This is a genomic window from Sphingopyxis sp. MC1, from assembly GCF_000371385.1.
Classification (GTDB): Bacteria; Pseudomonadota; Alphaproteobacteria; order Sphingomonadales; family Sphingomonadaceae; genus Sphingopyxis; species Sphingopyxis terrae.
Map to the genome: position 1 here is coordinate 155,504 of NZ_AOUN01000022.1, position 20,476 is coordinate 175,979.

Sequence of the window (20,476 nt, forward strand, 5' to 3'; positions counted from 1 at the left end):
CCATGAAATGGACCTCGGCACTCGCCATCTACCTGCTTATCTGGGCGTTCAGCACCTTCTTCGTGCTGCCCTTCCACGGCCGCCGTGCCGAAGATGATGCCGTGCCCTTGATCGATGGCCAGGAACCGGGCGCACCCGCGCGCTTCCACCCGCTGCGCATTCTGATCCAGATCACGATCGTCGCCACGATCGCCTTCGGCCTCTTCTATGTCGCCTATATCAACGGCTGGACAAACCCTGACGTCCTGAGCGGCCGCGCCTGACGCGGCAGGGCGGTTTAGGGTAGAAGGGCTGCTTTGGGGTGGGAAGCGGACTGTCTGCTTCGGTGCGAGCATATGTAGAAACCGGACGCAAATGCTGGCAAAGTCTGTGTATGAAGCATGATCGCCTTTGCGCCATAGGGCATAACCTCGCAGATTCGATGGCCAGTGGCTTGGGGTTCGTGATTGGCCACTACCCCATAGATGTATTTGGCGAAGCTGCGTCATCTCCAGAAGCATTGATAGAAGTCGATTTTCTCAACGGTCGCGTTGTGCGTGGAAAACCGTCAGGCAGCCTCGAAGTTGCTGTCGCTCTCTTCGCTAAGGCTCTGCCCGAATTTTGTGAGAGTAACGGGGCACAGGCCGCAGACTTCAAGGCCTTGTCTGCGACATTTGATACAACACCACTTGGGCAGCGAGTGTTACTTTTAGTAACCGACCAGAGCGGTCGTAGCTCTACAACCGAGTATCGAGGCGTTCCATTGAAGCGTCTCCAAGTTTTAGACCGCCTCGGGCGCATCCGGAAAAAACCAAGGCAAGTCGGTGCCCCGATCCAATGACCGTCCGACAACAGCACGCTCTGACAATCACTGGAATGGCGAAAACCGGTCGCTAGTCGAGGAACCTCATTTTCCGTTCGTGTCGAGTGAAGTCGAGACACCCATCGATGCAACATCTAGGCCGAGGGGCATCTCGACTTCGCTCGATGCGAACGGGTTAGGATAGGCCCAAACGACCGCAACCGGTCGCTCGCCGCCATTCCGACTCCCGCCCCCGAATTGCTAGAACCAGTTCCCCCGCGTGATCGCGGTGCTGCCCGCGGGAAGCGAGTAAAAGTCGCCATCTTCGCCGACGACGATCGGCCCCGGATAGCGCCGCTTCGCGTCACCCAGAAACGCGGCGTCGAGGTAGCGCGACGGATAGGGCGGGACGATATGGCTGAGGAGGAGCATCCGCACCCCGGCGACTTTCGCGCTGTCCGCCGCCTGCGCAGGACTTGCATGATAGTCGAGGATGTCGTGCATGATCTGCCCGGTCTGCGGCCGGCCCGACGCCTTGAGCTGCGCAGCGATCAGTTTGACCATTTCGGGTTGCAGCGCTTCGTGCACCAGCAGATCGGCGCCCTTGGCGACCCGTTCGACCATCTTCGACGGCGCCGTATCGCCGCTCAGGACGACGCTGCGCCCCTTGTAATCGAAGCGATAGCCGACCGCGGGTTGCACCGGGCGGTGATCGACCGGAAAGGCGGTCACGCGGAGACCATCGGCTTCATAGACGACAACCGGTTCGGTGGGCGTTGCGAATGGCAGGGCCGTCGCACCTGCCGCGGCGGGCGGGGTCACGACCGGCCCGTGGTGCGCAGTGCGGTAGCCATTGTCGAGCGCATAGGCCGCGTTGAAGCCGCCGATCAGCTGATCGAGTCCCGTCGGGCCATAGACGGGCAGGGGCGACTTGTTGCCGCTGCCCGTCCAGCGCAGCAGCATCATCGGACCCATGCCGTCGATATGATCCGAATGATAATGGGTCAGGAACAGCGCCTTGATCTGGCCATTGGGCAGCCCCATCAGCGAGATATTGCGCGCGCCGCCTTCGCCGGCATCGACAACGAACATCGCCTTGCCGGCAATCACCACCGTACAGGCGCCAGCACGATCGCGGTTGGGGAGCGGCGATCCGGTGCCGCACAGCGCCACGTGCAAGCCGTCGGGCAGACCGGCGAGATGATCGCGACCGACGCCGCGTTCGACGCCGCGCTTGAACACCCACATGCCGATCTGTTGCTGGAACAGCATCGCCGCGCCGCCGCACAGCGCGATCAGCACCGCAAGCGCGACGAGCAGCCGCAAAGATTTCCGCATTTTCCTCTCCCGCCCCTTGGTCCGCTCCTTTCATGCGACGACGCGGGCGTCTGGACAAGGGCCGATGTTCGGCGCAGTCTCCGGACGACTGCGTTTCGTCGCGCAACTTACCTTTACGTAAACGTGAGCGCTTTCTATAAGGGCGCCATAGCCCAAGGGAGAATCAGAAAATGGACATGGAGTTCAGCCCCGAAGATCTCGCTTTCCAGAAGGAAGTGCGCGACTTCATCGCCGAAAATTACCCCGCCGAGCTGCGCGGCAAGCAGGACGAAGGGGATGAACTGACCAAGGAAGACTTCCTTGCGTGGCACAAGATACTCTACAAAAAGGGCTGGGTCGCGCCGGCCTGGCCGGTCGAATATGGCGGCACCGGCTGGACCCCGACGCAGCGCTTCATCTTTTCGGAAGAAACCGCGCGCGCCGATTGTATCCGCTTGATGCCCTTCGGCCTGTCGATGGTCGGCCCGGTCATCTACACCTTCGGAACCCCCGAACAGAAAGCGCGCTTCCTGCCGCGCATCCTGTCCGGCGAGGATTGGTGGTGCCAGGGCTATTCGGAGCCCGGTTCGGGATCGGACCTTGCCTCGCTGCGTACCGTCGCAGTGCGGGACGGCGATGAATATGTCGTCAACGGCCAGAAGACCTGGACGACGATGGCGCAGCATGCCGACTGGGGCTTTTTCCTCGTTCGCACCGACAAGGACGCCAAGCAGCAGGAGGGCATTTCCTTCCTGCTGATCGACATGAAGTCGCCCGGCATCACCGTGCGTCCGATCATTACGCTCGGCGGCGAGCATGAGGTCAACGAAGTGTTCCTCGAAGACGTGCGCGTGCCGGTCGAGCAGCGCGTCTATGAGGAGAACAAGGGCTGGACCTGCGCCAAATTCCTCCTCGCACATGAACGCACGGGCATCGCCGGTGTCGCCTCGTCGAAGCGCGGCGTCGAACGCGTCAAGGCGATCGCGCGCACCGAACTCGACGGCGACAAGGCGCTGCTTCAGAACCCCTTCTTCAAGCGCAAGGTCGCGGAGCTCGAGATCGACCTGACCGCGCTTGAATTCACCGAACTGCGCAGCTTGGCCGGTGCCAATGCCGGCAAGGGGCCGGGGCCGGAATCGAGCCTGCTCAAGATCAAGGGGTCCGAAATCCAGCAGCGGCTCACCGAACTGACGCTGGAAGCGGTCGGCCATTACGGGGCGCCCTATTTCCGCGGCTTCGGGGAAGGCGATAACGAGCATCCGATCGGTCCCGACTATGCACACCGCGCCGCGCCGACCTATTTCAACATGCGCAAGACCACGATCTATGGCGGGTCGAACGAGATCCAGCGCAACATCATCGCGAAGATGGTTCTGGGGCTCTGATCACATAATCGCCGTCATCCCGGTGGAGGCCGGGATCTCGACCTGTTGCCATGATGCGGCGGTGAGATTCCGGCTTTCGCCGGGATGACGTTGAAATCGAGGATAACGACAATGGATTTCACCTATACCGAAACGCAGGACATGATCCGCGACACGCTGTCGCGCTTCCTCTCGGACACCTATGATTTCGAGACGCGTCAGAAGTTCATCAATTCGGACAGCGGGCGCGATCCGGCGATCTGGACGGCGCTGGCGCAGGAACTCGGAATGCTTGGCGCCGCCTTTTCGGAAGAACAGGGCGGCCTTGGCGGCGGGGCGCTGGAAAATGCGATCGTCATGGAAGAACTGGGCAAGGTCATCGGGATCGAGCCCTATCTGCCGACCGTGGTGATCGCGGGCGGCGCGTTGAAGGCCGTCGGCGGCGCGCAGGCCGATGCGATGATCCCCGAAATCATCGGCGGCAACGCCATCGTCGCCTTTGCCTACGCCGAACCGCAGGGGCGCTATGATCTCGCCAATCTACGCACGACTGCGAAGAAGGACGGGGCGGGCTATGTCCTGAACGGTCACAAGGGCGTCGTCTATGCCGCACCCTGGGCGACCCATCTGCTCGTCACCGCGCGCACCGGCGGCGGCCAGCGCGACCAGGATGGCGTGTCGCTGTTCCTGATCGACGCCAATCTTCCCGGCATCGTGCGCCGCGATTATCCCACCGTCGACGGCAACCGCGCATCGGAAATCTATTTCGAAAATGTCGCGGTCCCGGGCGATGCGCTGCTCGGCGGCGAAGGCGCCGCGCTGCCGCTGATCGAACAGATTGTCGATGAAGCGACCGTCGCGGTCTGTGCCGAGGCGACCGGCGTGATGCAGAAGCTGCACGAAGGCACGCTGGAATATACCCAGCAACGCAAGCAGTTCGGCGTTCCGATCGCCAAGTTCCAGGTGCTGCAGCACCGCATGGTCGACATGTTCATGGAAGTCGAACAGGCGCGGTCGATGACGATCATGGGCACGCTGAAGCTCGACCTCGCGCCCGATGCGCGCAAGGCGGCCGTTTCGGCGTGCAAGTCGAAGGTGAGCCGCGGCGCGAAATTCGTCGGCCAGAATGCGATCCAGACGCACGGCGGCATCGGCATCACGCAGGAACTGGCGATCGGCCACTATTTCAAGCGTGCGACGATGATCGAGGGGCAGTTCGGCAGCGCCGACTATCACCTCGACCGGTTCGAGCAACTGACCCTCGCCGAATGAGGGCGTGCCGTCGGCATCGCTTTCAATAAGCGATGTCGACGGCGACCCGCAGCGTCCGCGGCCGCAGCGGTGTCAGATAGCCGGGGCTCCCCTCGACAAAGGGCGTGCCGAGCGCGAACCGATTCCCTTTTGAATCGAGCAGATTGGTCAGCGTCACCGACAGGCCGCGCCGCCCGTTGCCGAGCCGCATCGCAAGGCCGGTATCGACATAATCGCCCTGGCCTTCGCCAAGCACCGGCCCGATCCCGAGCCGCGACGGTCCGATATAGTTGGCCCAGCCGTTGATCCGGATTTCCTCATCGTCGCCGACGGGCGACGCATAGGTGATCGCTCCGCGTACCGCATGGCTTGCGACATTGGGAATCCGCCCCAACCGGCCCGGCGCGAAATCGGCAACCAGCGCGATTTGGGGTGCCAGATCATCGACGCGGCTATGGTTATAAACCGCGCCCAGATCGAAGGAGAGGGTGGGCGTCACGCGGACGGCGAGCGATCCCGAGATGCTGGTGATGCGCCCGTCGCCGATGTTGGCGGTCGTCGGAAAGCCGTTGCCGTCGATGAAATCGGCCTGAATGTTGAACCAGCGTGTGTGCGATACGGAGATATTGGCATCGAACGGGGTGCGGCCGCGCTCGCCAAGCCTTATGCCGCCTTCCCACGTATGAACCCGGTCGTTGCGATAGCGGCGGACGAAATTGCCGTCGACAGCGAGGCCGCCGGGCCGAAACCCCTCCTGATACCGCGCATAAAGCGTCAGGTTCGATAGCGGCCGCGCGAGAATGGCGAAGGAAGGAAGAAGGTCGCTTTCGTTGCGATGCGCGGTGATCGCCTTGCCCGCCGCTGCGAGCGCCAGAGCGAGGGCGACGTCTTCGCCGCTTCCGCCCAAGCGTGCGTGCGAGTAACGCAGCCCCGCCGTAGCAATCACATCGGGCAAAAGCTCGGCCGTCAACTCGCCATAGCCGGTATATTCGGTAACGCGGTTGGTGACGCCGGTCAGTGCCGACCGCATCTGGATGCCGCCGAATTCGCGGCGCTGCTGCGTTTCATTGTCGACGATGCTTGCGCCGACCACCCAGCCCCAACCATCGCTATAGGGGCGCGACAATCGCGTCTCGCTCGCCCACATGCGCGTGTCGTTGAACTGGTCCAGAACGCGCGGGTCGCCCCCCGCGGGGGTGGCATCGAAGCGCTCGTAAAGCCGGTGATCGATATAGGCGTTCGAGGATTGCAGGCGCAGATTGTCCCAGTCGCGCGTGACGACGAGCGTGCCCATCCCGTAACGACTGCGCGCATTCTGCTCGACGAGCGAATTGCGCGTCAGCGGCGGTGCATCCTTGTCGGCATATTGGGCATCATCGGCGGTCGTCGATTGATAGACGCCGCCGATATCGACGGTCCAGTCGTCCGCCGGGACAAGGCGCAATGTCCCGCGGCCGCCGCGCACCGTTACGCGATTGACGTCATTCTGGCCGAGCAGCGGATTGTCGATATAGCCGCCGTCGGTGATCATATAGCCAACAAGGCGCAGCGCGCTGCCGCCGTCGCCGATCGGGACATTGGCGATGGCGCCGATATCGCCGCCCGGTTCGCCATGCTGGGTCGCGGTCAGACCGGCGATTGCCTGTACGCTCGCCTCTCGCGCGTCGGGTGCGCGCGGCACGACGCGGATGATGCCGCCAAGCGATCCCGCGCCATAGAGCGTGCCTTGCGGCCCTTCGAGCACCTCGACGCTGTCGATGTCATAGAGGCGCAGGTCGGGGTCGGGGGCGTTGTAGCTCAGCCGAATATCGCCGAAATATTGCCCGACGGTCGCCTGTGTCGGCCCCGTGAAGCTGGAATCGGCGATTCCGCGGATGAACAGCTTGTTGCGGCCCGAGCCCAGATGGGTCGACGACACGGTGGCCATTCGTGACAAGATGGATTCCGTACCGCGCTCGCCGCCGAATGCCAGATCGTCGCCATCCATCCGCGTGACAACGCCCGCAAAACTGGAATAGGGCAGGTCGGCCTTCGTCGCGGTCACGATGAATTCGTAGGGCGGCGCTTCGGGCGGCGGCGCTGCAGCAGGCGCCGCAGGCGGCGGGGGCGGGCGACGTACGGAGCGCGGGGCGACCTGCTTCTCGATCCGCCAGCTTGTCGCGCTGACCCGCACCGCGCGCGCGCCGGTGCCGTCGAGCATCTGCCGGATCGCTTCGTCGACCGACATCCGCCCGCGCACCGGGCGCATCCGCGTCCGCCACAGCGCCGGGTCGCTGACGCTGATGCTGACACCGCCCTGACGGCTGAGCAATGGAAGCGAGGTCGAAAGACTGGCGCGCGGCACGTCGAAGGCGCGTTCTTCAGCCGCCATCGCCTGCGCGGGCAGGGTGATCGTAGCGAGCCCCAGCGCAAGAGACAGGCGCGTGCGCATCGTCAGCGGCTGACCACCCAGCCATCGCCGCGCCGCTCGGCTTTGGCGCCCGACAGCGCCGCAAGGTCGGCCACGGTGCGATCGCTCGCCTTGTCGACGACGAGGGTGCCGCGGAACGACAAGCGCGACGCCGAGGGATCGATCTGCACGGATATCCCAGCCGTCCGCTTCAGATCGTCGGCGACGGTCTGAAGCGACGCGCCGTCATAGACCAGCAGACCGCTCCGCCATCCACCGACGGTGGCGGTATCGACGCGGCGTATGCGCGGGGGCTGCGTATCGCCGTCGCGCGCATCGATCGCTTGCCCTGCCACCAGCCGCAGCTTGGCGCGGTCAGGAGAATAGAGCACGATGCCTTCCGAAACCGCTACCGCGGTCCGATTGTCGGCGCGCACCACGTTGAAGGCCGTCCCCAGATCGACGATCCGCGTACCGCCCGTTTCGACGACGAAAGGGCTGTCGCTGCGGTGCACGACATGGAACATCGCTTCGCCGCTTTCCAGCCGGGCAAAGCGTGGACGGTCCTTGTCGAGTCGCAGGGTCGAGCCGCCGTTGATCTCGATCCGCGAGCCGTCGGCAAGGGTGATCGTGCGATGCTCGCCCGCGGCGGTCTGGATCACGTTCCGGCCGCCCGACAGGTCGAGCGAGGGGAGGGCGACGACCCCGACGATCGCCGCGGCGACCGCTCCGCCAAGCCACCAGCGACGCGGCATGCCCCGATCGATTTCAGCCGGATCATTCGCCGGGGATACCGACGGCGCAGCGGGGGGCAACGCATCGAGATCGAGGTCGAGGCTCGCCAACGCATCGTAGATTTCGGCATGTCCAGGGTCCTCGGCAAGCCAGTCGGCAAAGCCGTCCCAATCGGCAAAGTCGGGCGCGCGTTGGCGAACGATCCAGTCGATCGCCTGGGCTTCGCTCGCGGTCACATGGTCAGCCGGCATCGAATTGCCTCCTGACGGCAGCGAGCGCGGCGTAAACCTTGCGGAGATCGGCCTCCACCGTACTTATGCTGACGCCCATTTCGGCGGCGATATCGCGTTGCAATACCCCGTCGAAGCGGAATCGACGAAAGATATGCGCCGGACGATCGCCGGTCGCAGCGATGGCGCGCTCGGTCATCGCCAATTGCTCGCGCGAGATAAGCACCGCCTCCGCGCCGGGTTTCTGCACTGCGCTCGCTTCGCCCCACGCCTTGTCACGCAACTGGCTCTGACGCACAGAGCGATAGCGGTCGAGCATCAGATTATTGGCCGCGCGCATGACATAAGAGAGAGGGTCGGCTACGGGGCCGCTGTGGCGTTCGGTCAGGCGCATCCACAAATCCTGAAACAGATCTTCGGCAGCATCGCCCGCGCCGCGAACCGTCAGAAACCGGATGATCCGGTCGCGGTTGGCGAGCAGGACGCCCTCGATACCGTGGGCCCCGTCGGATCGGTCATTCGCCTCGGTCATTCGGAACTTGTTTCGGAACGCCATTCCTCTTCGGTCCCGGTCCGCCCGACCGGCACCATACGCCCCCCCGCTGATGCCGCCATATAGCGGCAGCGGGGATGCTTGCAACCACGGTCGATCGGGGCCGTGCACCGGTACCGAAGCAGACCGGCGCATCGGCATGGGTCCGGAGGCTGTCATTCCGGCGGCCTTTGCAAGGGGGAGGCGGGGGTAGGGAGTGCCTCCCCCTTGCGGCTGCGACCGGCCCCGATGGGGGGCTTAGAGGCCGACGCGCAGGCTTGCACGGAACGCCCAGCCGATATGGCTTTGCTGTTCTTCCGCGGACACTTCGGCGCCGGCCTGAAAGGCCGAATTGCCGACGATGCCACGGATGCGGCCGACCCAGCCGCTCGTGCGATCATCGGGGACCAGGGTAAACGGCGTGCCGTCCTTGAACGACGCAACCGTAGCACCCAGCGACCCGCTGACGATCTGGCGGCGGCCACCTTCGATTTCGAAGCGTGTCCAGCCGTCATATTCGTCGGCGCCCCCGAACTCGAGCCCAAGCGCGACGGTGCCGCTGACCGACAGTTCGTCGCTGCTGCGGCCGGCGACGGTCAGATCGAGCGCGTCACCGCCGCCGGTTTCGGCATAGCCGTCTTCCTTGAGCTTGAAATAATCCACCGCGAGCGTGGGCCGGAAGCTGATCCCGCCAAGCTGCGCGTCGCGTGCGATCGAGCCCGATGCCGACCACAGCGTCGCATCCCATTTGCCGCGCATCGTTTCGCGAATATCCTCGGCGCCCGCTTCGGCGCTGAAGACGCGCGTGCCCTTGAGCCGGATCGGAGCGCCCGAAACGCGCGCGTGAGCAAGCCAGTCGTTCGAATTCAGGCGCCAGTAGAGCGCGCCTTCCCACTGGGTCGAGCTGACCTCGCTGTCGTTGCTGCTGTTGCCGTCCTTGCCGCTGAGGAAGGCCGCCGACGCACCGAAATTGCCGATGCCGCTCTTGATCTCGGCGCCGAGCGAAATGCCCCAGCCGCTGACATCATAACCTGCGGTATCGCCGATGCTCTTTGACGTGCCCCATACGGCCTGGTTGACCCAATATCCCCATTTACCCTCGTCCTGGAACGGCGCGTTCGGATCTTGGAGATAGCGTGCGAGCGCGCGCGAGCCCGAAGTGACGGTTTCGAAGACGCCGCCTTCATGTTCGGGCAGCATCTGGTTGAGCTGATTGCGGAACTGGTCGCCATCGACGATGTCGAGGAAGACGCCTTCGACCACCTGATCGGCCGAAAGCGCATCGACGACCGCGTTAAACGCCGACGCCTGCGACCGGTTGAGGCCAAGCTCGCTCGTGCTCTTTCGCGCGATGTTGACGCGCAGCTCGTTCGCCGTCGAGGTCAGCGTACCCTTGTAGAGGAAGGGCACGAGCGTCGATGTGGCGGTCAGATTGTTCGCGCCGGTCAGCGTTCCTGCGGTCAGGACGACATGGTAACCCTCGGCATCCTCGATGCTCGACAGCTTCAGCGCCAGCTTGGAATCGGCGGCAAAGCTGGCCGTGCCGGTCACCTGCAACGCCGTGCCGGTGCTGCCGCTGTCGAGCGTGACCGCGACGATGCCCTTGTTGGTCACCGCGAGCGACGAGATGGTGGCCGCGCCGGCAATGTCGAAGACGCCGCCGTCAACCGACACCGCAAGACCCTGTGCATTGGTGAGCTGCCCCGCAAAGCGGGCGGTGCCGCCGATCGACAAGATGTCCGTGCCGCCGCCGAAGTCGGCATTGCCGGTAAACACCGACGTTCCCGTCAGCGCCATCGTGTCATTGCCGCTACCGAAGCGCGCATTGCCGGCATAGGTGGCGTCGCCAGACAGCGCGAGGCGGTTGTCGCCGGCGCCGAAATAACTGTTCCCCTTCACCGAACCGTCGGCGATGTCGAAGATATCGTTGCCGGTGCCGAAGCGAACGTCGCCGGTGATCGACGGCGCGGTGACACCCGATGCAACCGCCGTCTGCTTGACGGTCGCGCCGCCGCCGTTGGCCGACAGGTCGATCGCGATATTGCGATCCGAAGACGCGAACGCGCCGCTCGCGCTGATCGCGCCGCTGTTCTCGACCATGTCGACATTGCCCGACAGATCGACGATCGCGCGCGCGGTCGCGGCATCGCCCCCGGCCTTGGCCGAGATCGACCCGCTGTTACGGATCAGCGCCACGTCGGCGCCCGCTTCCACCAGGATGCCGGTGATCGACGAGGTTGCGCTGCTGCCGCCCGTCGCCTCGATCTTGCCCGCGTTGCGGATTTCGGGCGTGATCGTTCCCGCACCGGCGCGGATCGCGGTTGCCGACGCATCCTTCGACGTTGCCTGAACGCTGCCGCTGATACCCACGCCGCCGGCGATGGTAACATTATGCCCCATGCCGCCGAGTTGGATCGCCGTCGCGTCCTTGCCCGCATAAAGGCCGTTGCCCTGCACCGAACCGTCGATGATCAGGCCGAAGCCGGTTCCCGTTCCGGCAACGGCACCGATCGCGATGTCGCGGTCCGCCGAGCCGATCCGCATCGCGGGGGCCGAACCGAAGGAGCGGACGACCGCCGATCCTTCCTTGTCGTCGTCGATGCCGTCCTTGTCCTCATCCTTGTCGGCAGCGTTCGTGTCCTTGGGCGGGACAGCCAGGACGATACCGCCGCTGACATCGCCTTCGATCGACAGTGCCGGGCCGCCGATCAGCAGATCGTCGGCGTCGAGCTTCGACGGGTCGGACGGTGCCGTCGTGTAGCGATAGCCGGTGGCGGTGAGCGTCCCCTGCACGACAAGCGCACCGTTGATGTTGCCCGAAAGCCGCGCGGCGACTGCATCCACGCCCTGCGCCGTAATCGTGCCGGCGAGGCGGACATTGCCGGTGACGTCCTGCAGTCCGACGCCGAGCGCGCGGTCGCCAATGACCGATACCTTGCCGTCGGTCGTGAAATTGCCGGTCAGCGGCCCGCCGAGCCGGATGCCCGCCGAATCATTCCCCTCGACCGTCACTTCACCGCTGTTGACGATATTGCCGGTAAAGGCGCCGCCGGTTGCGATGCCGACGCGGTTCGATCCGACCGCAAAGGGCCCGTCGAGATCGCCGTCATTGTCGATGTCGGTGGGGGTGTAGCTTTCGTCGATGATGATCTTGCCGGTCGCCGAATTGGTGATCGTGCCGGTCACACCCGCATTGGCAAAAATGCCGCGCGCGCCGTCCGAATTGGTGATCTGGATCGTGCCGTCGTTGGTGACCTTGTTGTTGCTGTCGATCGTGACCGCCGTGCCGCTCGTCGGCTTGATCGAGCCTGCGGAGGCGATCTTGATATCGTCGGCTGCGCCCGATTTGACGGTCGAGGTGCTGACCGGCGTTGTCGTCGCGGTAGTGATGCTCGTTTCGGCGTATGCGGGCATGGCGATGATCGTCGCCAGGCAGGTCGATGCCAGCAGGGTCTTGCGCATGGAGTTCCTCTTTTGATGTCCCCCCGGGTCGATGGCCCGGAACCGAACACAAGACGGAGCGCGCCGCGCGCGACCTTGGAAAAAAGTCCTGCGCCGGCTTTTGGCCGCAAGAAACGGAACGGATCGGGTGTACGGTCCCGCTATTCGCCGCGTCTCACCGCACGACGAAGAGGGAGGATGCCAATGACCGCCGAGCCGGAAATACGGACGCCGCAGCTTGAATCCGATCTGGAAGGGCGGGGATGGCACCGGCTTCCGAAGCTGCTCACCCCGTCCGATTGCGCCGATCTTTCCGCGATGTTCGACGCCGACGAGCGCTTTCGCAGCACGGTGACGATGCAGCGTCATGGTTTTGGCCGCGGCGAATATCGCTACTTTGCTTATCCCTTGCCCGCTGTCCTCGAACGGTCGCGGCAGCGCCTGTATGAAAGCCTGGCGCCGCTTGCGAACCGATGGGCGGCGCGTTTGGGAGCGAACGCTTCCTTTCCCGCCGATCTGCCCGCCTTCACAAGCCTTTGCCACGCGTCGGGACAGGTCCGGCCGACGCCGCTGCTGCTACGGTACCGCGCCGGCGACTATAATTGCCTCCATCAGGATCTTTACGGCGACCTCCATTTTCCGTTTCAGGTGGCGGTCCTGCTGTCCGAGCCGGAAGTCGATTTCGACGGCGGCGAATTCGTCCTGACCGAACAGCGCCCGAGAATGCAGTCGCGCGCACATGTCGTGCCGCTGCGGATGGGTGACGCGGTCGTGTTCGCGGTCAACGAAGCACCGCGAGCCGGAACACGCGGCACCTACCGCGTCAAAATGCGCCACGGCGTCAGCGAGATTCGCAGGGGCGAGCGCTTCACGCTCGGCATCATATTTCACGACGCGCGTTAGGCGCGTGCGGCGATGGCGGACAGGGTGGGATTCGAACCCACGGTAGCGTTGCCGCTACGGCGGTTTTCAAGACCGCTGCCTTAAACCACTCGGCCACCTGTCCTTGCGGCGCCGACATAGCGCGGCGGCGGCGCGCGGCAAGCGAAACCTTTGGCGCGCGCGGTGCGAACGGTCCGGCGCGCGAATGACTCGTCCTGTCCTGCCCATGGCTGGCCAAGGGGGCTGTATCCGTGGCAGACACGCCCTATAGGGTGGGACATATGCACGCTAAACCATTCAGAATCGGACGCCTCCTTGCCCGGATCGGTGTCCTCCTCTCGGCCTGGACCATGGCGGCTTCGGCGCCGCTGCACGCGCAGGCGGCCGATCCCGGCTTCGACACCTATGTTCAGTCGCTCTGGCCCAAGGCGCAGGCGCGCGGCGTTTCGCGTGCGACCTTCGACCGGGTGACGAGCGGGCTGCGCTTCAATGCGCGCGTCGTCGCGCTCGATCGCGACAATCTGGGCGCCCCGCCGCGTCCCGATACGCCGATCCCGGCGTTCGCGCCTTACAAGGCGAAGCATGTCGATGCCGCGCGCATCAATGGCGGGCGCCGCGTCCACGACCGCCTGTTGCCGCTACTGTCGCGGATCGAGGAGCGGACGGGCGTCCCGACGAGCATCATGATCGCGATCTTCGGACATGAAACCGCTTATGGGGCGGTAACCGGCAATTTCGACCTGCCCGAAGCGCTGGCGACGCTCGCCTATGAGGGGCGCCGCCGCAGCCTTTTCGAACCCGAATTCATCGCGACGCTCGAAATGGTCGAAAAGGGCGTTCCGCGCGACGTCCTGAAGGGCAGTTGGGCGGGCGCGTTCGGCTATCCCCAATTCCTCCCCTCGGTCTATCTCAAGGTTGCCGAGGACGGCGACGGCGACGGCGTTGCCCGCATTTGGTCGAGCGAGGCCGACGCGGTCGAGTCGATCGGTTCCTACCTGCGCCGGGCAGGCTGGCATGCGGGCGAACCATGGGGCGTTGCCGTGCGCGTTCCCGACGGCTTCGACCGTTCGGCAATGGGAACCCGGCTCGAGCCGACACGCTGCCCGCGCGTTTTCGCCCGCTACAGCCGCTGGCGGTCGATGGCTGAATGGCGCGCCGCCGGGTTCCAGCCAGTGAGCGGACGCTGGCCGGCGGACCATATTCAGGCGACCTTGCTCGAACCCGACGGCCCGGGAAAGACCGCCTATTTGCTGACCGGTAATTATCGTGCGATACTCGACTATAATTGTTCGAACTTTTACGCACTTTCTGTGGGGTTGCTGGCGGATGAAATCGATCGTTAGGGGCGGGGGCGCGGCCACGCTGGTCGCAGGAACGGCATTGGCGCTGGCGGCATGCGGCAGCTTTGACGGCAAGAGCAATACGGCGGTCGCCGCTGCGCCCGCGACAGCTCCTGCCGACAATGGCGTATCGGACGTGCCGGTGAAACTCGGCGATCCCTATACCATCGCGGGCACGACCTACACGCCCGCGGATGTCGCCGATTATGACGATGTCGGCTATGCAAGCTGGTATGGCGAAGAAGCGGCGGGCAAGCCGACCGCCAATGGCGAGATATACAACCCCGACGGTATTAGTGCGGCACACAAGACGCTGCCGCTGCCCAGCTATGTCGAGGTAACGGCGCTCGATACCGGGCGCACGATATTGGTGCGCGTCAACGATCGCGGACCGATGAGCAACGACCGGCTGATCGACCTGTCGCGCGGTGCCGCTGCCCAGCTTGGGCTGACCGACGCGGTGAGCGCGGTTCGCGTCCGCCGGACCAACCCGCCCGCGGCCGAACGCGTGCAGCTTCGTGCCGGCAGGGCGGTGCCCGAGCGGCTGGCAACGCCCGAATCGCTGCTGTCGATCCTGCGCACGAAGATCAAGCAGGTGCCGGTGCCCAAGCCGGCGGCCGCTACGGTCCCCGATCAACCGGCGCCGCCGGTGGCGTCGGCCCAGGCGAAACCCGGCGACGACCGGATGGCGGTAACCAGCAGCAAAAAGCCCGAGCCTGCCAAGCCGATGCCGGCGGCCAAGCCGGCCACACCCGAAAAGAAAGCGGAACCCGCACCCAAGGCGGTTGCGGGAAGCTTTGTCGTTCAGGTCGGCGCGTTCAGCAGCGAAGCGCGGGCCAACCTCGCGGCCAAGTCGGTCGGCGGTCATGTCGACAAGGCCGGCAAATTGTGGCGCGTCCGCTTGGGGCCCTTTGCCAGCGACGGCGAAGCAAAAGCCGCACAGGACAAGGCGAAAGCCAAAGGTTTCCGCGACGCGACCGTCCTGCGCGACCGCTAAGCCGTGCAGCGTCGAAACGGAATCGCGCGCGCTATAGGCGCCGGACTGGCGGTCACGGCGCTTGCAAGCACCTTTCCGGCGGCTTCGGCAGGGAATGACAAGCCGAAGCCGGGCGCGGTGAGCAGGCCGCTCTACGTAACCGAAGCGCCGATCGTGATGTTGAAGGATCTCGATTCGGGCGCGATCCTTTTTTCCCGCGGCGCGGGCAAACGCTTCGCGCCGGCCTCGATGGCCAAGGTGATGACCGCCTATGTCGTGCTCGACCTGATCAAGCGCGGCGAATTGTCGCGCGACAAGGTCTTCACGGTCAGCGAAGCGACCTGGCGCAAATGGAACGGCAGCAACGGCGGGTCGACGATGTTCCTGCGCGCCGGCGAGAAGATTTCGGTCGATGAATTGCTCAAGGGCCTGATCACCGTGTCGGGTAACGACGCCGCCGCGGCGCTGGCGGTCGGGATCGATGGCAGCGAAGCCGATTTCGTCAGGCGAATGAATGCGATGGCGGCCAAAATCGGCATGACGTCGAGCAAGTTCGGCACCCCGAACGGCTGGCCCGATGGCGGCGTGACCAAGGTAAGCGCTGCCGATCTTATCACGCTGGCGGACCGGCTGATCCGCGACCATCCCGATGGTTATGCGCGCTATTTTTCGATCCCGCGCTTGCAGCATGGCGTGTCGCCAGAAGGCAAGCCGATCATCCAGCCGAACCGCAACCCCATCCTGGGGCGCTTTGCCGGGGCCGACGGCCTCAAGACCGGCCACACCGCTGAAGCGGGCTATTGCTTTCTCGGTTCGGCAAAGCGCGATGGCCGGCGCCTGATTATGGTGGTCGCGGGCATGAAGAGTGAAAAAGCGCGGCGCGACGAGGCCGAACGGCTGATGCGCTGGGGCTTTGACGCGTGGGAAGGCCGCGAACTGGTGCCCGCTAGCACCAAGGTCGGGGCGGTCGAGGTGCAACGCGGCGCACGGCCGAGCGTGATGGCCGAAGCCGGTATTGCGGTCCGAATGACGGTTCCCAAGGGATATGCCGGCGGCTATCGCGCCGCGATGCAGAGCCGCAGCCCGCAAAACGCCCCGATCGAACGCGGCACTCCGATCGCGCGTCTGATCGTGACCCCCGACGGCCTGCCGCCGCAAACCACGCCATTGCTCGCGGCGAAGGATGTCGCGCGGGCTGATGGCGCCTGGACGCGGCTGCGCAGCGGTTTTTATCGGCTCGCCGGGCGATGAGGGGGCGTTTCATCACGCTCGAGGGCGGCGAAGGGGTTGGCAAATCGACGCAGATCCGCGCGCTGGCCGCTGTGCTTGCCGAACGCGGGATCGACGTCGTCGCGACGCGCGAACCGGGCGGTAGCACTGGTGCCGAGGCGATCCGCGCGCTGTTGATGGAGGGGGACGACGATCGGTGGGACGCGCGTAGCGAAGCGCTGCTCTTCGCCGCTGCGCGCGCCGATCATGTCGCGCGCACGATCCGGCCCGCGCTCGAACGTGGCGCCTGGGTGCTATGCGATCGCTTTGTCGATTCAACCCGGGCCTATCAGGGCGCGGGAGGGGGGATCACCGACGCCGACATCATGATGCTGCACGGCTTCGGTTCGCTTGGCCTGTTGCCCGACCGGACCTTCCTCCTGACCGTTTCCGCGGCAGAGGCGCACCGGCGACTGGCGGCGCGCGATGCCGGCGGCGCCGATCGCATGGGCAGCAAGCCCGCCGATTATCAGGCCCGGCTCGCCGCGCGCTTCGCTGAGATTGCGGCGGCGGAGCCCCAACGCTGGCGCCTTGTCGACGCCGATGCGCCGGCGACCGCGGTTACCGCCGCCCTGTTGTCGGAGCTTGCCGAATGGCTGCCATGATCGGCCATCACGACGCCGAGAAGGCCTTTCTGGAGCCCTGGACAAGTGGCCGCCTCCACCACGCCTGGCTGCTCGCTGGACCGCAGGGGATGGGGAAGGGCGCCTTTGCCGCACGGGTCGCCCGCTTTCTGGTCACGCACGACCGGGCGGGCGAGGGAGGTGCGCCGCTGTCGCTCGACGATCCCGGCGATGAACAGGCGGGCAGGCTCGTTTCGGCGGGGAATCACCCCGAGATCATCCATCTGACGCGGCAGGTGAAGGACAAGAGCAAAGATCTCGCGCGCAACATCACGATCGACCAGGTCCGCGGCATGATCCGCCGCCTTCATCTTTCGCTGTCGCTCGGCGCGTGGCGCGTCGTTGTCATCGATGCGGTCGACGATCTGGAAGCCGACGGCGCCAATGCGCTGCTCAAGACGCTCGAAGAGCCGCCGGCGCAAACCTTGTTCCTGCTCGTCAGTCATTCGCCGGGGCGCCTGTTGCCCACAATCCGGTCACGCTGCAGAATTCTGCGTTTTCAACCCGTTGAGCGTGACGTCATGACGGCGTGGCTGCACGACCTGCGCCCGATGCTCGACATGGCCGAGGTGCGCGCGATCGTCGCGGCTTCGGGCGGGGTTCCCGGCAAGGCGCTGGCGCTCATCGACAGCGATGTCGCGGTCATGGAAAAGAAGCTGCTGGCGATAGCGACCGGCGGTGATCGCGACAATCGGCTACGCGAAGCGTTGGCGCGCGAAGTCGGGGGCACCAGCAACCGGGCGCGGCTCGAACTGGTGATCGACATCGTGCCGGGCCTGCTGGCCCAGCTTGCGCGCGAACGCCCGCTGGGAGAGATCGCACCGGTGCTCGGTCAATGGGACCGCATCCAGCGGACGGTGCGCGATGCGGTGCGCGGGTCTTATGACGGGGCGATGGTGGGGTTCGAGATCGGTAACTGCCTCGCCGAACTCGCGCCGCGCGGCGGGCAGGCGGCACGCTGACGCTTTCCCTTGGCCGCGCCAGCGGCTAAGGCGCGCGCATGTCCGAACCATTTTATATCACCACCGCCATCAGCTATCCCAACGGCCGCCCGCATATCGGTCACGCCTACGAGGCCATCGCGACCGACGTGATGGCGCGCTTCCAGCGGATGCGCGGCCGCGACGTGCGCCTGATCACCGGTACCGACGAACATGGGCTGAAGATGTATCAGACCGCGCGCGACCAGGGTCGCGCAACGATCGATCTTGCCGATGAAATGTCTGGATATTTCCGTGAGATGTATGGCAAGCTGAATATCAGCTATGATAATTTTATGCGCACGTCGGACCCGGCGCACCATCGCGCATCGCAGGCGATCTGGCGGGCGATGGAAGCCAATGGTGACCTCTACCTCGACCGCTATGAAGGCTGGTATTCGGTTCGCGACGAAGCTTTCTATGATGAAAGCGAACTGACAGACGGGGAAGGGGGCGTTCGCCTGTCGCCGCAGGGGACGCCGGTCGAATGGACCGTCGAGGAAAGCTGGTTCTTCCGCCTGTCGGCCTATCAGGACCGTTTGCTCGCGCTCTATAACGATAATCCCGACTTCATCCGCCCCGAAAGCCGCCGCAACGAGGTGCTGCGCTTCGTCGAGGGCGGATTAAAGGATCTGTCGGTATCGCGCACGAGTTTCGATTGGGGCGTCCCCGTGCCGGGCAGCCCCGGGCATGTCATGTATGTCTGGGTCGACGCGCTCACGACCTATTTGTCGGGCATTGGCTATCCCGACATGGACGGCGATTTCGCACGATTCTGGCCGGCGAACATTCATATGATCGGCAAGGATATCGTTCGTTTTCATACTGTTTACTGGCCGGCCTTCCTTATGAGTGCCGGTCTGCCGCTGCCGCGCCAGGTGTTCGGTCACGGCTTTCTACTCAACCGCGGCGAGAAGATGTCGAAATCGCTCGGCAACGTTGTCGATCCGATGACGCTCGCCGAACAGTTCGGCGTCGATGCGCTGCGCTATTATCTGCTCCGCGAAGTGAGCTTCGGACAGGACGGCAGCTATTCGGCCGAAGCGATCGTGCGAACCGCGAATGCCGACCTCGCCAACAGCTTCGGCAATCTTGCGCAGCGCAGCTTGTCGATGATTTTCAAGAATTTGGATGGCGATATTTCGAACGATTATTCTCCGAGCGAGGAAGATTTAGCTCTTAGGAGCGCCGTTCGCGACGCCGCGGTAAATTTGCTTCCTCGTGAGTTTGAAGAGCTGTCATTTTCCGTCGGCATTGAGGAATGGCTCCGCGCGGTTTTTGCCTGCAACCAGTATGTTGATACGCAGGCCCCGTGGGCGTTGCGCAAGACCAATCCAGAACGGATGCGTGCTGTGCTGATGACTCTCTTTCGGGCTATTCGCACACTCGCGATTGCGATCCGTCCGGTGGTGCCGTCCGCGGCCGACGCGCTGCTCGATCAGATGGGAATTGCCGACGATGCGCGCGACTTCGCCGCGCTTGCCGACACCGAATGGTTTGCAAAGCTTGCTGCCAGCGGCTTTTCGGTCGGTCAGCCGGTTCCCATCTTTCCGCGCCTCGAGTTGCCCGAGGGGGAAGGGGAGGCTTGATGCTCGTCGATTCGCACTGCCACCTCAATTACAAGGGGCTTGCCGAGCAGCAGGGCGAGGTGCTGGAGCGCGCGCGGGCGCGCGGCGTCACCGCGATGCTCAACATCGCGACGCGCGAGAGCGAGTGGGACGATGTCCTGGCCGCGGCCGAAGCCAATGCCGATGTATGGGCTAGCGTCGGCATCCATCCGCACGATGCCGATCATCATCCCGATGTCGATACCGCCAAGCTGGTCGAGCGCGCCGCGCATCCGCGCGTGATCGGGATCGGCGAGACGGGGCTCGACTATTATTACGACAAGAGCGATCGCGTGCGGCAACAGGAAAGTTTTCGCCGCCATATCCACGCGTCGCAGCAGACCGGCCTGCCGATCATAGTCCACACCCGCGATGCCGAAGCCGACACGCTGGCGCTGCTCGGCGAAGAGATGGAAAGGGCGTCTTACACCGGTGTGATTCATTGCTTCACCGCGAGCGACGACTTCGCCAAAGCGGCGCTCGACCTTGGGCTGTTCATCTCGATCTCGGGGATCGTGACGTTCAAAAATGCCGCCGATCTTCAGGCCACGGCAAAATGGCTGCCGCAGGACAGGCTGCTGATCGAAACCGATTCCCCCTTCCTTGCCCCCGTCCCGCATCGCGGCAAGACCGGCGAGCCGGCCTTTGTGGCCGATACGCTGGCTTTTCTGGCCGACCTGCGCGGCGATGATCGCGAAGCGCTGGCAGCGGCGACAAGCGCGAATTTCTACGCGCTTTTCAACAAGGCGGCGCCATGAC

The 20,476-nt window shown here is 64.6% G+C and carries 17 protein-coding genes and 1 tRNA gene; 12 read left to right on the forward strand and 6 right to left on the reverse strand.

Features of this window, described 5'->3' with window-relative positions; all coding sequences use genetic code 11:
* Window positions 1-2: 2 nt before the first annotated feature.
* Both EBMC1_RS16735 and EBMC1_RS18580 read left to right on the forward strand, forming a co-directional pair.
* Window positions 3-263 (forward strand): DUF1467 family protein, encoded by a 261-nt coding sequence (locus EBMC1_RS16735; RefSeq protein ID WP_003051636.1) that lies wholly within the window; start codon window positions 3-5, stop codon window positions 261-263.
* 158 nt (window positions 264-421) lie between these two features.
* Window positions 422-820, forward strand: a complete 399-nt coding sequence (locus EBMC1_RS18580; protein ID WP_156001426.1) for a hypothetical protein — start codon at window positions 422-424, stop codon at window positions 818-820.
* A gap of 222 nt (window positions 821-1,042) precedes the next feature.
* Here the strand turns inward: EBMC1_RS18580 and EBMC1_RS16740 are convergent, their stop codons facing one another.
* The gene (locus EBMC1_RS16740) at window positions 1,043-2,119 is read right to left on the reverse strand and encodes an MBL fold metallo-hydrolase (protein ID WP_003051639.1); all 1,077 of its coding nucleotides are present in this window, start codon (window positions 2,117-2,119) and stop codon (window positions 1,043-1,045) included.
* A gap of 170 nt (window positions 2,120-2,289) precedes the next feature.
* On the opposite strand from EBMC1_RS16740, the gene EBMC1_RS16745 reads away from it, so the two are divergent.
* Both EBMC1_RS16745 and EBMC1_RS16750 read left to right on the forward strand, forming a co-directional pair.
* Window positions 2,290-3,483 carry an acyl-CoA dehydrogenase family protein gene (locus tag EBMC1_RS16745; RefSeq protein ID WP_003051642.1) on the forward strand — a complete coding sequence of 398 codons (1,194 nt, stop codon included), beginning with the start codon at window positions 2,290-2,292 and terminating at the stop codon, window positions 3,481-3,483.
* Between the two features lie 111 nt (window positions 3,484-3,594).
* The gene (locus EBMC1_RS16750; RefSeq protein ID WP_003051647.1) at window positions 3,595-4,734 is read left to right on the forward strand and encodes an acyl-CoA dehydrogenase family protein; all 1,140 of its coding nucleotides are present in this window, start codon (window positions 3,595-3,597) and stop codon (window positions 4,732-4,734) included.
* A 22-nt stretch (window positions 4,735-4,756) separates the two neighbouring features.
* Here the strand turns inward: EBMC1_RS16750 and EBMC1_RS16755 are convergent, their stop codons facing one another.
* The 4 genes from EBMC1_RS16755 to EBMC1_RS16770 form a co-directional block, all read right to left on the reverse strand.
* Complete coding sequence (locus EBMC1_RS16755) at window positions 4,757-7,144, reverse strand: TonB-dependent receptor domain-containing protein (protein WP_003051650.1); 2,388 nt, start codon at window positions 7,142-7,144, stop codon at window positions 4,757-4,759.
* A gap of 2 nt (window positions 7,145-7,146) precedes the next feature.
* Window positions 7,147-8,088 (reverse strand): FecR family protein, encoded by a 942-nt coding sequence (locus EBMC1_RS16760; protein ID WP_003051653.1) that lies wholly within the window; start codon window positions 8,086-8,088, stop codon window positions 7,147-7,149.
* Entirely contained in the window at window positions 8,078-8,599 is a 522-nt protein-coding gene (locus tag EBMC1_RS16765) for an RNA polymerase sigma factor (RefSeq protein WP_003051657.1), read from the reverse strand. The genes EBMC1_RS16760 and EBMC1_RS16765 overlap by 11 nt, the downstream gene beginning before the upstream one ends.
* Before the next feature lie 258 nt (window positions 8,600-8,857).
* Window positions 8,858-12,061: an autotransporter outer membrane beta-barrel domain-containing protein gene (locus EBMC1_RS16770; RefSeq protein WP_003051660.1), complete on the reverse strand. Its 3,204-nt coding sequence runs from the start codon at window positions 12,059-12,061 to the stop codon at window positions 8,858-8,860.
* Window positions 12,062-12,244: 183 nt separating this feature from the next.
* Between EBMC1_RS16770 and EBMC1_RS16775 the strand changes: the two genes are divergently transcribed.
* Complete coding sequence (locus tag EBMC1_RS16775; protein WP_003051664.1) at window positions 12,245-12,943, forward strand: 2OG-Fe(II) oxygenase; 699 nt, start codon at window positions 12,245-12,247, stop codon at window positions 12,941-12,943.
* A 13-nt stretch (window positions 12,944-12,956) separates the two neighbouring features.
* Here EBMC1_RS16775 and EBMC1_RS16780 read toward each other — a convergent pair.
* Window positions 12,957-13,046, reverse strand: a tRNA-Ser gene (locus tag EBMC1_RS16780).
* Window positions 13,047-13,272: 226 nt separating this feature from the next.
* On the opposite strand from EBMC1_RS16780, the gene EBMC1_RS16785 reads away from it, so the two are divergent.
* The 7 genes from EBMC1_RS16785 (at window position 13,273) to EBMC1_RS16815 (ending at window position 20,475) form a co-directional block, all read left to right on the forward strand.
* Window positions 13,273-14,265: a lytic murein transglycosylase gene (locus EBMC1_RS16785; protein ID WP_003051667.1), complete on the forward strand. Its 993-nt coding sequence runs from the start codon at window positions 13,273-13,275 to the stop codon at window positions 14,263-14,265.
* Window positions 14,249-15,259, forward strand: coding sequence for a septal ring lytic transglycosylase RlpA family protein (locus EBMC1_RS16790; protein ID WP_051066452.1), 1,011 nt, complete (start codon window positions 14,249-14,251; stop codon window positions 15,257-15,259). The genes EBMC1_RS16785 and EBMC1_RS16790 overlap by 17 nt, the downstream gene beginning before the upstream one ends.
* Window positions 15,260-15,376: 117 nt before the next feature.
* The gene (locus EBMC1_RS16795; protein ID WP_156001430.1) at window positions 15,377-16,489 is read left to right on the forward strand and encodes a D-alanyl-D-alanine carboxypeptidase family protein; all 1,113 of its coding nucleotides are present in this window, start codon (window positions 15,377-15,379) and stop codon (window positions 16,487-16,489) included.
* Entirely contained in the window at window positions 16,486-17,112 is a 627-nt protein-coding gene (tmk, locus tag EBMC1_RS16800; RefSeq protein ID WP_003051675.1) for a dTMP kinase, read from the forward strand. Before EBMC1_RS16795 ends, tmk begins: the two co-directional genes overlap by 4 nt.
* On the forward strand, window positions 17,100-18,092 hold the full coding sequence (locus tag EBMC1_RS16805; protein WP_003051679.1) for a DNA polymerase III subunit delta': 993 nt from the start codon (window positions 17,100-17,102) through the stop codon (window positions 18,090-18,092). The genes tmk and EBMC1_RS16805 overlap by 13 nt, the downstream gene beginning before the upstream one ends.
* A gap of 38 nt (window positions 18,093-18,130) precedes the next feature.
* A complete protein-coding gene (gene metG, locus EBMC1_RS16810) occupies window positions 18,131-19,699 on the forward strand; it encodes a methionine--tRNA ligase (protein WP_003051680.1) in 1,569 nt (522 codons plus the stop codon).
* Window positions 19,699-20,475: a TatD family hydrolase gene (locus EBMC1_RS16815; protein WP_003051682.1), complete on the forward strand. Its 777-nt coding sequence runs from the start codon at window positions 19,699-19,701 to the stop codon at window positions 20,473-20,475. Before metG ends, EBMC1_RS16815 begins: the two co-directional genes overlap by 1 nt.
* Window position 20,476 lies beyond the last annotated feature (1 nt).

Coding starts and splice junctions, on each gene's coding strand:
- EBMC1_RS16760 (WP_003051653.1), bottom strand. CDS start 8,088: ATGCCGGCTGACCATGTGACCGCGAGCGAAGCCCAGGCGATCGACTGG.
- EBMC1_RS16805 (WP_003051679.1), top strand. CDS start 17,100: ATGGCTGCCATGATCGGCCATCACGACGCCGAGAAGGCCTTTCTGGAG.
- EBMC1_RS16815 (WP_003051682.1), top strand. CDS start 19,699: ATGCTCGTCGATTCGCACTGCCACCTCAATTACAAGGGGCTTGCCGAG.
- EBMC1_RS16740 (WP_003051639.1), bottom strand. CDS start 2,119: ATGCGGAAATCTTTGCGGCTGCTCGTCGCGCTTGCGGTGCTGATCGCG.
- EBMC1_RS16785 (WP_003051667.1), top strand. CDS start 13,273: ATGGCGGCTTCGGCGCCGCTGCACGCGCAGGCGGCCGATCCCGGCTTC.
- metG (WP_003051680.1), top strand. CDS start 18,131: ATGTCCGAACCATTTTATATCACCACCGCCATCAGCTATCCCAACGGC.
- tmk (WP_003051675.1), top strand. CDS start 16,486: ATGAGGGGGCGTTTCATCACGCTCGAGGGCGGCGAAGGGGTTGGCAAA.
- EBMC1_RS16770 (WP_003051660.1), bottom strand. CDS start 12,061: ATGCGCAAGACCCTGCTGGCATCGACCTGCCTGGCGACGATCATCGCC.
- EBMC1_RS16745 (WP_003051642.1), top strand. CDS start 2,290: ATGGACATGGAGTTCAGCCCCGAAGATCTCGCTTTCCAGAAGGAAGTG.
- EBMC1_RS16765 (WP_003051657.1), bottom strand. CDS start 8,599: ATGACCGAGGCGAATGACCGATCCGACGGGGCCCACGGTATCGAGGGC.
- EBMC1_RS16755 (WP_003051650.1), bottom strand. CDS start 7,144: ATGCGCACGCGCCTGTCTCTTGCGCTGGGGCTCGCTACGATCACCCTG.
- EBMC1_RS16735 (WP_003051636.1), top strand. CDS start 3: ATGAAATGGACCTCGGCACTCGCCATCTACCTGCTTATCTGGGCGTTC.
- EBMC1_RS16775 (WP_003051664.1), top strand. CDS start 12,245: ATGACCGCCGAGCCGGAAATACGGACGCCGCAGCTTGAATCCGATCTG.
- EBMC1_RS16790 (WP_051066452.1), top strand. CDS start 14,249: ATGAAATCGATCGTTAGGGGCGGGGGCGCGGCCACGCTGGTCGCAGGA.
- EBMC1_RS16750 (WP_003051647.1), top strand. CDS start 3,595: ATGGATTTCACCTATACCGAAACGCAGGACATGATCCGCGACACGCTG.
- EBMC1_RS18580 (WP_156001426.1), top strand. CDS start 422: ATGGCCAGTGGCTTGGGGTTCGTGATTGGCCACTACCCCATAGATGTA.